At 64.7% G+C, this 12,861-nt stretch carries 9 protein-coding genes; 7 read left to right on the top strand and 2 right to left on the bottom strand.

Translation table 11 applies throughout. From position 1 onward, the window contains the following. Both OKA04_RS20470 and OKA04_RS20465 read left to right on the top strand, forming a co-directional pair. The coding region (locus tag OKA04_RS20470; protein ID WP_264503076.1) for a transposase at positions 1 to 222 on the top strand (222 nt) is incomplete at its 5' end. 51 nt (positions 223 to 273) lie between these two features. Beyond that, positions 274 to 513: a HupE/UreJ family protein gene (locus tag OKA04_RS20465; RefSeq protein ID WP_498049456.1), complete on the top strand. Its 240-nt coding sequence runs from the start codon at positions 274 to 276 to the stop codon at positions 511 to 513. Here the strand turns inward: OKA04_RS20465 and OKA04_RS20460 are convergent. Then, entirely contained in the window at positions 487 to 1,590 is a 1,104-nt protein-coding gene (locus OKA04_RS20460) for a hypothetical protein (RefSeq protein WP_264503074.1), read from the bottom strand. The two genes, OKA04_RS20465 and OKA04_RS20460, sit on opposite strands and share 27 nt — an antisense overlap. Positions 1,591 to 2,255: 665 nt before the next feature. On the opposite strand from OKA04_RS20460, the gene OKA04_RS20455 reads away from it, so the two are divergent. The 3 genes from OKA04_RS20455 to OKA04_RS20445 all read left to right on the top strand — a co-directional run bounded on the left by OKA04_RS20455 (position 2,256) and on the right by OKA04_RS20445 (position 8,654). Beyond that, positions 2,256 to 5,375: a beta strand repeat-containing protein gene (locus tag OKA04_RS20455; RefSeq protein WP_264503073.1), complete on the top strand. Its 3,120-nt coding sequence runs from the start codon at positions 2,256 to 2,258 to the stop codon at positions 5,373 to 5,375. Positions 5,376 to 5,575: 200 nt separating this feature from the next. Continuing rightward, positions 5,576 to 6,658 (top strand): dual-specificity RNA methyltransferase RlmN, encoded by a 1,083-nt coding sequence (rlmN, locus tag OKA04_RS20450; RefSeq protein ID WP_264503072.1) that lies wholly within the window; start codon positions 5,576 to 5,578, stop codon positions 6,656 to 6,658. 55 nt (positions 6,659 to 6,713) lie between these two features. Further along, positions 6,714 to 8,654 (top strand): DUF455 family protein, encoded by a 1,941-nt coding sequence (locus OKA04_RS20445; RefSeq protein ID WP_264503078.1) that lies wholly within the window; start codon positions 6,714 to 6,716, stop codon positions 8,652 to 8,654. Between the two features lie 59 nt (positions 8,655 to 8,713). Here the strand turns inward: OKA04_RS20445 and OKA04_RS20440 are convergent, their stop codons facing one another. Next, positions 8,714 to 9,289, bottom strand: coding sequence for a fasciclin domain-containing protein (locus OKA04_RS20440; RefSeq protein WP_264503071.1), 576 nt, complete (start codon positions 9,287 to 9,289; stop codon positions 8,714 to 8,716). 339 nt (positions 9,290 to 9,628) lie between these two features. On the opposite strand from OKA04_RS20440, the gene OKA04_RS20435 reads away from it, so the two are divergent. After that, the gene (locus tag OKA04_RS20435; RefSeq protein WP_264503070.1) at positions 9,629 to 11,752 is read left to right on the top strand and encodes a CHASE3 domain-containing protein; all 2,124 of its coding nucleotides are present in this window, start codon (positions 9,629 to 9,631) and stop codon (positions 11,750 to 11,752) included. After that, the gene (locus tag OKA04_RS20430; RefSeq protein ID WP_264503069.1) at positions 11,745 to 12,860 is read left to right on the top strand and encodes a hybrid sensor histidine kinase/response regulator; all 1,116 of its coding nucleotides are present in this window, start codon (positions 11,745 to 11,747) and stop codon (positions 12,858 to 12,860) included. The genes OKA04_RS20435 and OKA04_RS20430 overlap by 8 nt, the downstream gene beginning before the upstream one ends. Position 12,861 lies beyond the last annotated feature (1 nt).

Below are 12,861 nucleotides of genomic sequence, written 5' to 3'. Positions count from 1 at the left end.
CGGTTGGACCGGCACCGGCAGATCGATCTGGAGATTGTCAGGCGCAGCGACAAGGCGAAGGGTTTTGAGATCCTGCCAAAGCGTTGGATCGTGGAGCGGACGTTCAGCTGGCTGATTCAGTCACGACGACTCATTCGCGATCACGAGGTGCGAATGGATCACTCCAAGGCCCTCATCCACCTGTCGATGTCGAGGCGCATGCTGGCGAGAATTGCAGCATGAGTTATTTTTCAGACGGCTTCTTACCGGGCATGACCCGACCGGTGCGGGCTTTTGGAAGTAAGGAGAAGTTCCCTCGCGCATACCATCGCGCTGGTGGCTGAAAATCTGGGCGTGGAGATCGGTCAGGGGATCGTGATCGCCGCGGCTTGGCTGGCGACCTTGCGCTGGCATGAGAGCCGCGCGTGGCCACACTTCCGCCGCTGGGCCTGCGTCGCGCTCGCCCTCGCCGGTCTGTGGTGGTTCGCCGAGCGCGTCGGCTGGCTTTCACTCGTCCTCGTCTCCGTCGCTTGAGCTTTCCGCCTGGCCGAATTCGATATCGATTCCCTTGCGCTTCCACGCCTTTGAGATCGCCGTCTCCAGTTGCTCGTAGGTGCGACCGTCCAGCAGGTATTTCAGGGAATCCTCGCCATCCTCGCCCGCCCGCAAGGCCTTGAGGAAATCCTTCATGCGCGCTGCATCACCGTCGCCATCCAGATGCAGGAAGTAGGTGGTGAGGAGCAGCCCCAGGCCGTAGTTGAAATTCGCATTGTTGCCCGCGAATTGCGAGTAGCCCATCAGGAAGAAGTCTTTCAGGGACGGTGCCTTGATCTTCTGGCCCAGCGCGCGCCCGCCATTCGAGTCCTTGCCGTAGTCCGTGGCATAGTCGGTGATGTCGTCGAAGTTCCCCTTCACCTTGAAGGCTCCGGAGCGATAGGGAGTGGCGGTCGTGTATTCGGCGATGCCTTCGCTGAACCACCCCAGCGGGCCGGACTCGAAATATTCCTCCGGGGTGAGCTGATGGGTGATCTCGTGGATCAGGGTGCCGCTGGTCTGGTCGCGATCCAGCATGTATCCGCTGCCGACCGGGCGGACACCCAGGCTGGTGAGGGGCACCATCACCACGCCCCGCCCGCTCATGAAGACGCCGGCGCTGGAGGGCGGCCCACCCGCTTCCACGTAGGTTTCCTTCGTTTCAAAAAGGAGGATCTGATATTTCCCGTCCGTCAATTTCCCTCCGGAGAGCCCGAGTGGCAGGGCCCGGCAGTATTGATACGTGGACTCGAACATCACCGCGAAGCCCTTCACCACCTGCTGGGACAGGCGCACGTCACAGACGAAGCGGTAGTTGGCGCTTTCGTAGATGAAGCGCTTTTCCTCCTTGTCCTCGGAAATCACCCGGATCTGGGGATCTTCCGAAAAGCGTATCTTGTCGGGCCACGGGGAGTCGAAGTTCCCCTTGTCTGCCTCATCAGCGGGCTTGTCGGCGTCTCCGCTGACTGCAGCCTCCTTGATGAAGTCCTGATCGCTCTGTGAAAGGCGACTTATGGGGAAGGTGACACTTCTGCCCCCCGTGAGTTTCAGGGTCACGTCGATGGCAGTTGATGTCACGAGATCGCCTTCGATTTTCCTGCCTTGTACGTCTGTCCAGGTGCGGCCATACAGCGGTACCAGCAGACACAATGCTACAGCGAGGCGCACGAAGCGCGATGGAGATGGGTTCAATGGAGGGAGAGGAGGCTTGGGTTCCTTCCGGGAAGGAGGGGCGAAACTTCCACGAAACATGTCTCCATCAAGAAGAATAGTGTGAATTTTTTATGATGATGGGGGTGTTTGGAGGGTCTAAATTGTTGATGGAGAGAGAGGTTATACACATGTGGATGCCTGTGTGTGGGGTTTTCGGAGCACGAGGCGGACTGCGGGCCGGAGCCTGGTGGTCGATTTCCCCGCCTGTACCGGCCTCACGCAGTGAGCCGACAGGTCTTCACGCGTCGACTTTGGGAGGGGACTCACTCTTGCGAGTGATTGAAAACGAGCCGATTTCGCGGTGAGGGGCGGAAAATGGCCGGAAATGGGCCGCGCGGGGGTCGTGGGATTGCCAGCCGGGGGGCGGGCGTGACTCTGGCCCCAATCTCCGGGACCGCCCAAGCGGCTCCTTGGCTCCGCCCTCACCCAAGGGGCCCAGCTTTCCGGGGACTGCCCTACCCAAGCTCAAGCCCCAGACCCGACCCTGAACCCTCGCGCCCGTTTTTCCCCGGCGCACCTGACCCGAACCCATGAAATCCATCACGAACCCACGTACCCGCGCGAGCCTGCTGCGCCTCGCCACCTCCCTCGCCTTTTGTGGCGGCAGCGCCTTCGCTGCCAGCAACAGTTGGATCGCCGGAAACAACGGCAAATACGCCGATGCCGCGAACTGGACCGGCGGCGTGAACGTGCCCGGCGGTGCGTCCGACAATGCCTCGTCCGACGGTGTGAACTCGGTGATACACTTCGACGGCACCGTGACGCTGAATGCGCTCAACCTGAACCTCGGCAGCGGGGCCACCGTCTTCAATCAAAGCGGCGGCTCGCTCACGCTGAATTCGCTCGGCTTCGGCGGTGGCGGCGGGTCGCGGAATCCGACCTACAATCTCAGCGGCGGCACCGTTACCACGGGTGCCTTTCCGTGGGGCAATGGCAACAACGCGCGCTTCAATGTCATGGGCGGCTCGGCCACCCACAGCGGCTCCGCCATGAACATCGGCGTAGCGGGCGGGGCGAATGGCGCGATCGTCGTTTCCTCCGGCAGCTTCAGCCACACCGGCACGGGGCAGCTCCAGCTCGGGAGCTCGAGCAATGGCACCGGCAGCATCGTGATGAGCGGTGGTACTTTCAGCACGGCCTCGCCCCAGCTCCGCATCGGTGCCGCAGGTGGCGGCATCGGGCATGTCACCTTGTCCGGCGACGCGATCTTCAATGCGATCGGCACCGGCACCGCGAATGCTTTCCTCGGCAACAACGGCGGCACCGGCAGCCTCACGCTCGGGGACACCGCGCAGTTCAATGCCACTGGCTACTCGTTCGTCGTCGGGCAATTCGGCAACACCGCGGGGAACAAGGGCACGCTCACCATCGGCGGCGGAGCGACCATGAAGGCCGACCGCATCGTGATCGGCGGCGAGAATGCGGCGAGCGCCATCACGGGCATCGTGAACCTGAATGGTGGCACCATTTCCACGGGCTCCATCCGCCTCGGCTCGACCACCGTGGCCGCCTCCGCCACGGCGAACGTGCTCAATGCGAACGGCGGCACGCTGAAAGCCATGGCGCACGCGAACAACTCGAATTTCCTCCAGGGTATCCACGTCGCGTTGCTGGACGGGGGCCTGAGATTCGATACCGATGGCAATGACGCCACCATCACGAACGTGATGTCCGGCACCGGTGGCATCGAGAAGCTGGGAGAGGGCACCTTGTTCCTGACCGGCGCGAATGCCTACGCGGGAGACACGACCGTGGCCGCGGGCGTCATGGTGATGGGCACCGCTTCCCTCCACGATGACAGCACCCTCACCATCGGGGCGAATGCGCTGCTCGACCTGACGCACGGCATCGAGGATGTCGTGGGCGAACTGAGGATCGGGAATACGGTCCACACCTCCGGCACCTGGGGTTCCTCGGGGTCGATGGCGCAGCATATCGACGATGTCCACTTCGCCGGCAGCGGGGTGATCCGCGTGGGCTCCCTGCCCGTGGGGCAGCAGCTCACTTGGACGGGCCGCGACAATGAATTCTGGGGAACCGGTTTCCCGGAGCTGAATTTCAAGGACTCGGCCAATGCCCCGGCAGCCTTCGCGACGAATGACCACGTCACCTTCGACGACTCAAGTACGGTGACCACCGTACTTTTGAGCGGGATGATCCAGGCGGGCACGGTGACCTTCGCAGGCGCGCAGGACTGGGAGGTGAATGGCATTGGTTCAGGATTCGGCGGCGGCACCGGATTCGTGGTGAATGGCACCGGGACCGTCAGTCTCGGAGGGACGCTCAGTTCCTTCACCGGTCCCATCGTCGTGAATTCGGGCGTGCTGAAGATGGCGGACACGCAGTCATTTGGCACCAGCTCCGGCATCACGGTGGCGGCGGGCGCTCAGGTGGACCTGAATGGCCGGGCACCCGGCGCGATCCACTCCTACACGCTCGGCGGCAGCGGCCCCGGGGGTGCGGGCGCGATCATCAATTCATCGGTCACCGGCCTGCTCTTCACCTCCAGCGTGAAGAACCTGACGCTGACCGGAAATGCCACGATCGGCAGCGATGGTGGCCGCTTCGACGTGGGCCCGGGTGGCGGCATCGTCACCGGAAACGGCCACACGCTGACGAAGGTGGGCACCTGTGACATGGCATTCCGTGGCGATGCCAGCGCCACGCCGATCCATTACGTGATCCAGACCGGCACCGCGTGGGCGGAAAACACCGCGAACGCCTGGGGCGGCGCGACGGGCACCCTCACCGTGAAGACGGGCGCGCGTGCGGGCACCTACGGCGCGCTGAATATTGCCACACCCGTGATCGTGGAGAGCGGCGGCACGCTGCACAATCAGGGGAACGGCACGGGCACCTGGAGCGGCGGCATCGCCCTCCAGGGGAGCGTCAGCCTGGACTCTGCCGGAGGTGCCATGGTCCTCGGCGGGCCCGTCACCGGCAGTGCGAATCTCACGAAGCTCCACGGGAATGATGTCACCATCACCGCCGCTGCATCGCCCGGCAATGTCGCCTACACCGGCAATACCACAGTGGAAGGTGGCCGCCTCATCATCGACGCTCCGTTCTTCTCCGACACCAGCCATGTCACCGTCGCGGCGGGTGCCTTGCTGAGGTTGAACCATGGCACGCAGGACACCATCGATGCGCTCACGCTCGCGGGCACACCGGCGGCGGCCGGGGTGTGGGGCGCGATCGGCTCCGGCGCGCTGAATACGAGCGATCGTCTGGAGGGGACGGGCACCCTGCTCGTCCTCGGCGGGGCTCCGGGGAATCCCTACGACGTCTGGTCGGCCCAGATCGCGAATCCCGCCGACCGCGACCGTGCCGATGATCCCGATGGCGACGGCTTCACGAACGAGAGCGAATTCCTCTTCGGGGGATCGCCGGTGGCTGCCGATGGTTCGCTGGTGCAGGTGACGCGCTCGGGCGCAAATCTCATCGTCCGCTGGAAGCAGCGGACCACGGGGGTGGTTTACCAGCTCCAGGAGAGCGCGACCATGGCCGGGGCGTCATGGGCCGCCAGCGGCGTGACGCCCGCCGCCGCTGCCGACCAGACCGGTGTCCCGGCAGGCTACACGCGCATGGAGGCCATCGTGCCGATCGATGGCGGCAGGAAATTCGTCCGGGTGAGCGGCACGGAGAACTGAGACCTTTCCCGGGTAACACAAGGGTAACCAAAAAGGCACCGGCCGCTAGGGCCGGTGCTTTCCTTTTTTTCACGGGGTGAGCGGGGGAAGAACCGGCCCGGAGGTGGCACGGGAAACGAAGTATCTCCGGTGAAACCGGGACCGCGCGGAGAAATCTGTCTTGATGCGGCCGCGAGTCGCGGGGATGGAGGGGCTGCCGCATGAGTCTTCCCGCACCGCGTTCCCTGCACGATCTCGGCTTCTCCGAGATCGAGGCGGAGCTGCGTGCCTCCGGGGTGAACCCGCACCACGCGAAGGCGCTGTGGCGTGCGGTGCAGCGGGAAAACGAGCTGGACCTGGAGTCGCGCGACTTTTCCCCGCCGCTGAAGGAGTGGGTGGCCGCGCACGTGGGGGAGGGGAAGACGTTCTTCCTCGATGCCCCGGTCGTGGTGGATGAGACGCACAGTTCCGACGGCCTGACCCGGAAGTTCCTGCTGCGCCACCGCGACGGCCAGACGACTGAGACGGTGCTGATGGGCTACGATGGCCGCCACACCGCCTGCATCAGCAGCCAGGCCGGTTGCGCCATGGGCTGCGTCTTTTGCGCCACCGGCCAGATGGGGTTCGTCCGCCACCTGCGGCCGGGAGAGATCGTTGCCCAGGTGCTGCATGCGCGTCGCGTGCTCGCCGCGACCCAGCCGGACAGGCGCCTGCGCAATCTCGTCTTCATGGGCATGGGCGAGCCGCTGCACAATTACGACTCGGTCATCCATGCGCTCGGGATCATTTCCAATGTCCGCGGCATCGGCATCGGACCGGCACACATTTCCATTAGTACGGTGGGCGTAGTACCTGGCATCCTTCGTCTCGCGGAGGAGAGGCAGCCCTACCGGCTCGCTGTCAGCCTCCACGGCTCCACCGAGGAGGAGCGCTCGGCACTGGTTCCCGTGAGCAAGAAGTGGCCGCTGGCCGAACTCATCGACACGTGTCGCAAGTATGGCGAAGCCACCGGCAAGCGGATCTTCTTCGGCTGGACATTGATCGCCGGGAAAAATGACTCTCCCGATACCGCGCATCGCCTGGCGGAACTCTTGAAGGGCATCGACGCCCACGTGAATCTCATCCCGCTCAATCCGACGAACGGCTTCGAAGGCACGGCTGCCGCCGCGGAAGCGGGTCAGGCGTTCCAGCGCATCCTGCTGGATGCGGGCTTCCCCTGCACCTTCCGCCAGCGCCGCGGCATCGATGTCGCTGCCGGCTGCGGCCAGCTCAAGGCCGAAAAGATCCGGGCAAGCCGGGCGTGAGCACGCGCACTTCCGCGCTTTTCATTCGCCTGCCATCGCGCACCGTTGGCCCGTGATGACGGTCAGGGAAGCGGCGGAACGGGTGCTCTTCGCGCGGACGCTCGAGGAGAAGCTCGCGCTCGCTCCCCGTGATGCGGACGACGCGTCGCCCGGCGCTGCCATCCTGACGCCCGACGCGCCGGGGAGGCCGCCGGAACTGCGCATCCATGCGAAGGGAGTGCGCGCGGAATTCCCCGGGATCCACCGGCTGGATGACGATCGCGAGCGCGGGGTGATGCTGCATTTTCTGGCGAATCACGAGCTGCTCGCCGCGGAGCTGATGGCGCTGGTGCTGCTGAAATTCCCCGACGCTCCGACGGAATACCGTGCCGGTGTCTATGAGGCGATGCGCGAGGAGCAGATGCACGCGCTGATGTATGTGCGGCGGATGAAGGAGTGCGGCATCGCCTTCGGAGAGCTGCCGGTGAATGACTACTTCTGGCGTATCGTCGCGCCGATGGAGACGCCGATGGACTTCGTCACGCGGCTGAATCTCACCTTCGAGCAGGCGAACCTCGATTTCTCGAAGCACTATGCCGGGCTTTTCCGGCAGGCAGGCGACACGGCCACCGCCGCGGTGCTGGAAAAGATCTATCAGGACGAGATCGGCCACGTCGGCCATGGCGTGAAGTGGTTCCGCCGCTGGAAGGAGCGCGGCAGCACGGACTGGGAGGCCTATCGGAAATCGCTGGTCTTCCCGCTGACCGCCGCACGGGCGAAGGGCGTCGCGCCCTTCAATGCCGAGGGCCGGGTGCTCGCGGGGCTGGACGAGGACTTCATCCGCCACCTGGAAGTCTGCGAGCAATCGCGCGGGCGGACGCCCGTGGTGCATTGGTTCAATCCGAATGCCGAGGGCCACGCGATGTCGGGCCGCTACCAGCCGGACAAGGCGGCGGCCGCGCTGGAGGAGGATCTGGAAATGCTGATCGCGGGATGGTGCCGGAAGGATGACGTGGCCGTGCTGCGGAGGCCCCCGTCGCGCGAGCATCTGGCCACACTGAAGAATGCGGGCCTCGAGCTGCCGGAGATCACCACCGTGCAGGAGCTGCGCGGGCGGAAGCTCGGCGGGCTTCGCCCGTGGGCCTGGTCGCCGGATGCCAGCGCGATCCTGCGTGATCTGGCGGAGGATGTTTCGCCGAATGTCCCGTGGCAATGGCGCGAGCCCGTGCCACGGGAATGGCTCTCGAAGGAAATCGGAATCCGCCTCGAGGAAGTACTAGGTTTATCGGAGACAGGCGGGATCTTCCGCGATGCGGATGAAGCGTGGAGTGCGATCGATGCCCGGCTTGACGAGTGCCAGATCCTTGCCAAGGCGTTCTTTTCCCGTGCGGGCCAGGGACACAGGCGGATCAATCGCGAGAGCCCGCCGGAGGCGACGCGGAACTGGCTGAGGAATACCATCGCCGCGCACGGTGGCGTGGTCATCGAGCCGTGGTTGGAGCGCGTCACGGATTTCTCCGCGCTTTACGAGATGGATGCGTCCGGCGGCGTGGAGCTCATCGGCCTGACGGTGATCGAGAATGACGCCGCGGGCCGCTATACCGGCACCCGTGTCGGGCCGAAGTGGGCGAACCTGCTGCCGCCCGAGGTAGCCGCTTTCCTCCACCGCGAGGCGGAGGTCATGCGCTGGTATCAGGAAGAGATTTCCGCGGCGCTCCCCCGTGTCGTGCCCGGTCACATCGGCCCGCTCGGCGTGGACGCCATGGTCCACCGCCTGCTCGATGGATCGCTCGCGCTGAAGCACGTCGTGGAGCTGAACGTCCGCATGACCATGGGCCGCGTCGCGCTGGAACTGCTGAAGAAGTCTGCCTCGAACCGCCGGGGAAAGCTATCGATCCTGCGAAAGCATCGCGAAGAGCTTCCCATCTCATCCGGAAGCCTGGCCGAGGGGGCCATCATCTTGAATGACCCGGCACAGGCCCGCGAATTCGTCGCCGTGTGGCAGGTCGAAAAATGAAAATGGCCCCCACGACGGAATCGTGAGGGCCACCGATGCGCAGGAAGAAGCTGATCTGATCAATCGGCGTCCAAGCCTGCAAAGTCGTCGAGGCTTTCGGGGACGAGCACCTTGTCGATGGAGTGAACCACGCCGTTGCTGGTGACGAGGTCTGCCTTGGAGATCTTCGAGTCTTCCACTTCCTTGGTGTCGGACTTCACGTCGATTTCCACCTTCTCGCCGTTCGCGGTCTTGATGTCGCCGTCCTTCAGTTCGGCCATCGTGAAGGTGCCCGGGAGCACGTGATAGAGCAGCAGCGAGCGGAGCTTCTCCTTGTTTTCGGGAAGCATCAGCTTGTCGAGGGCACCTTCCGGCAGCTTGAGGAAAGCCTCATCGGTCGGGGCGAAAACGGTGTAGGCACCCTTCGTGCCGAGCGTCTCGTCGAGGCCGGTCGCCTGCAGTGCCTTGGTGAGGATGGAGAAGGTGGCCCCGTCGCGGATCGAGGCGGCGATGGTGCCAGGTTCCGGCACTTCCACCACCTTCTCATCGGTGGCGGCGGGCTTCTTGTCTTCCTTCTTCTCCTCTTGGGCGAAGGCTGCCGGAGCGAAGGTGCTGACGGCGAAGATGAGGGCGAGTCGTGTGATATTGGTTTTCATGTTTGATGTCGTTTGTCGCCCGCAGGTGCCATGCATGCGGGCTGGATTGCCGAACCTTTCGCAAGCGATATGCCACGGTCGGCGGATCGGTGGGTGATGTGTTCATTGTTTTGATGGTCAGTGGTTTGTGGGCCTTCTGGCGAGGTCGCTCCTCCGCTCGCCCGCGGGTTGGCCGCGATGCACCGTGCATCTTCTCCAGTCGCTTATTGCTCTGCTTTTCGTGTGGCTGGGACCCTTCGCGCCCGGGTGGCGTTTGAAACCCCGGTCGGGGAGGAAAGAGCTTGTCCCCCACCGCGCGGATGGTGCGGTATTGTGGAAAGTCCGTCTTGCCTTGCCTGCATGCGCCGCCATCTGAAGGCCCGCTACCTGGTCCCCGCCATCGTGGCGCTCGTGATGATCATCTACGGCGCGGTCACCTCGGTGAGGAATACCCGTGCCATCCTCGTGGATGCGAAGGGCGTGGACCACACGCACCGGGTGATGATCGAGCTGGAGAGCTGCCTGATCGCGATGCTGAATCTCGAGACCGGTCACCGGGGCTACGTGATCACCGGGCAGGAAGAGTATCTGGCTCCCTACCACGACGCGCTGGATGCCGTGGACCAGCAGATGGAAGCGCTGAAGGCACTGACCGACGACAATCCGGAGCAGCAGGCCCGCATGCAGCGCGTGCTCGATCTGGTGAAGCGAAAGAAGGCGGAGTTGCAGGACGGTATCGTGGCCCGCCATGACCAGGGATTTGCCGCCGCCGCGGCGATCGTGGAGACGAATCTGGGGCGCTCGCTGATGGACGAGATCCGCCAGATCATCGACGCGATGCGGGATGAGGAAAAGAAGCTGCTGGCCGAGCGGAAGCAGCGGATGGTGAAGAATTTCAAGGACACGAACGACGTGGTGGTGACCACTGCGGCCATCGCCCTGCTGGCGGGCGTGACCGGCGTCGTGCTGCTGGGCCTCTACCTGATGGCAAAGGACCGCGAGGTGACGCTGGAGCAGGGGAAGAGGAAGGCGGAGGAAGCGGACCAGGCGAAGACAGACTTCCTGGCCATGATGAGCCACGAGATCCGCACGCCGCTGAATGCGATCCTCGGCTTCGGCGAGCTGCTCCACGAGTCGGTGGTCAAGCCGCAGGACAAGCACTTCGCGAATGCCATCGTCACCAGCGGCCGGTCGCTGCTGGCGCTGATCAATGACCTGCTCGACCTTTCCAAGATCGAGGCGGGCAAGCTGGAGCTGAATCCGGAGTCGGTGGAGATGAGGCGCTTTGCCGAGAATCTGGAGACGCTCTTCGCCTATCGCACCCGCGAGAAGGGCCTGGACTTCTCGATCTTGCTGGATCGCTCGGTGCCGGCGTGCCTCGGCTTCGACGCCCTGCGGTTGCGGCAGGTGCTGGTGAACCTGATCGGGAATGCGGTGAAATTCACCCACAACGGCCGGGTGACCGTGACGATGCACGGCGAGGGTGATGGGGAGGAAATGATGCTGGCTGTGGAGGTGGAGGACACGGGGATCGGCATTGATGCGGTGAAGCTGCGGGACATTTTCCGGCCCTTCTACCAAGTGGAGTCGCAGGAGGCGCGGCATTACCAAGGCACGGGGCTGGGCCTGAGCATCTGCGAGCGGCTGGTCTCGCTGATGGATGGCGAGATGGGTGCGCGCAGCACGATGGGGGAAGGATCGGTCTTCCACCTGCGGGTGCCGGTGAGGCGATGCGAGGGGGCGGCTGAGGGAACCGGTGCGTCGATCAACGACGGCATGGTGGATTTCAACCGCCTCGCTCCCGCGAAGATCCTGGTGGTGGACGACGTGCCGATGAACCGGGACCTGATTCGCGGTTATCTCCACGGGACCCATCACGAGGTGCTGGAGGCGGAGAATGGCGAGCAGGCCGTGATGTCCTGCCTGCGCCTGCGCCCGCACGTGGTGCTCATGGACCTGCGCATGCCGGTGACGGACGGTCGCAGCGCCCACGCGATGCTGAAGGCGAGCGCGGAGACCCGGGACATCCCGCTGGTGGCGATGTCCGCCTCGGAATTGCTCGAAGGCCAGCCGGACCTGAAGCGCATCTTCGACGGCCATGCGAGCAAGCCGGTGAGCCGCGAGCGGCTGTATCTGGAGCTCGCGCGTTTCCTTCCAGTGCATGCCGCTGCGGCCACCGCTCGGCCCCGGGCGGCGGTGCCGGTGGTGATCCCCGCGAGCGACCGCACCTGGCCGGAACTGCGCCCGGCACTGGAACGCCTGTGCGAGACGAGGTTGCCCGCGCTGGTCAAGCTGGTGCCCGCGCAGGCAACGGCAGGATTTGCGGGCGAGCTGGCCGGGCTGGCGGAGAGCCACGATTGCCCGCCGCTGGAGGACTACGCGCGTCGGTTGGCCACGGCCGCGGGGACGATGGACGTGGCGGAAGCCGGACGCTTGCTGGAAGCCTTTCCGGGAGTCATTGAATTGATCGTCGCCGATGCCTGACTTCGATCCCCTGCCGCCGCCTTCCGGACCCGCGCTCATCCTCGTGGTGGATGACGAGCCGAAGAATATCCAGGTGGTCGGCCCCATGCTTCTGAAGCAGGGCCACGAGGTCATCGCCGCGGGCAGTGGCGAGGAGGCGCTGGCGAAGATGCGGACGGCGAAGCCGGACCTGCTGCTGCTGGATGTGATGATGCCGGGGATGACCGGCTTCGAGGTGTGCAGGCGCTTGCTCGCACAGCCGGAGTGGCACGCCCTGCCGGTGATCTTCCTCTCCGCCGTGACGGACAAGAGCTTCGTCACCGAGGCGCTGGCGGTCGGTGCCGTGGACTATGTGACGAAGCCCTTCCACGGCCCGGAGCTGATGTCGCGCGTGCAGCTCCACCTGAACCTCCGGCAGATGCGCCTGCGCCTCGCGGCGGCGGTCGAGGAGCGGAATCACCTGCTGGAGATCGTGGCGCATGACCTGAAGAATCCGCTGGGCGGCGTGATCTTCGCGGCCTCGATGCTGGAGGAGGGTGCCGGGCAGCTATCGCTGCAGCAGGCACGGCTGGTGGACAGCATTTCGCAGTCGGCGGCCCGCGCCTTGGAAATCACGGCTTCTCTCCTGCAGACGCAGCGTCTCGACGAGGCGAAGTCATCGCTGGAGATGACGCCGCTGTGCCTGCGCGACTACTCGGAGCAGGCGATCGAGGCACTTTCACAGCATGCGGCGAACAAGGAGACCACGGTGGACATCGAGTGCGATGCCGAGACGCTGCCGGTGCGCGCCGACAGACGCTCGCTGCTCTGCACGCTGGAGAATCTCGTTTCGAATGCGATCAAGTTTTCGCCGCCCGGCTCGCAGGTCGTCATCCGGCTCTCCAGCGAGGGCTGCGACGGGGTCTTCCGCATCGAGGACCGCGGCCCCGGGGTGAAGGAAGACGAGCGTCCGCGGCTTTTCCGGAAGTTCTCCCGCCTCAGCGCCCGCCCGACCGGCAATGAGCTCTCGACGGGTCTCGGCCTGCACATCGTCCACGAACTGGTGAAGGCCATGGGTGGCGACGTCGGCTACGAGGATGGCGCGGAAGGAGGAGCGTGCTTCGTCGTGACGCTGCCATTGGCGAGGTGAT

The sequence above is a fragment of the Luteolibacter flavescens genome, assembly GCF_025950085.1.
Lineage (GTDB): Bacteria > Verrucomicrobiota > Verrucomicrobiia > Verrucomicrobiales > Akkermansiaceae > Haloferula > Haloferula flavescens.
This window is presented reverse-complemented; position numbering and strand designations above follow the sequence as displayed.

Coding starts and splice junctions, on each gene's coding strand:
- OKA04_RS20455 (WP_264503073.1), top strand. CDS start 2,256: ATGAAATCCATCACGAACCCACGTACCCGCGCGAGCCTGCTGCGCCTC.
- rlmN (WP_264503072.1), top strand. CDS start 5,576: ATGAGTCTTCCCGCACCGCGTTCCCTGCACGATCTCGGCTTCTCCGAG.
- OKA04_RS20445 (WP_264503078.1), top strand. CDS start 6,714: ATGACGGTCAGGGAAGCGGCGGAACGGGTGCTCTTCGCGCGGACGCTC.
- OKA04_RS20440 (WP_264503071.1), bottom strand. CDS start 9,289: ATGAAAACCAATATCACACGACTCGCCCTCATCTTCGCCGTCAGCACC.
- OKA04_RS20435 (WP_264503070.1), top strand. CDS start 9,629: ATGCGCCGCCATCTGAAGGCCCGCTACCTGGTCCCCGCCATCGTGGCG.
- OKA04_RS20430 (WP_264503069.1), top strand. CDS start 11,745: ATGCCTGACTTCGATCCCCTGCCGCCGCCTTCCGGACCCGCGCTCATC.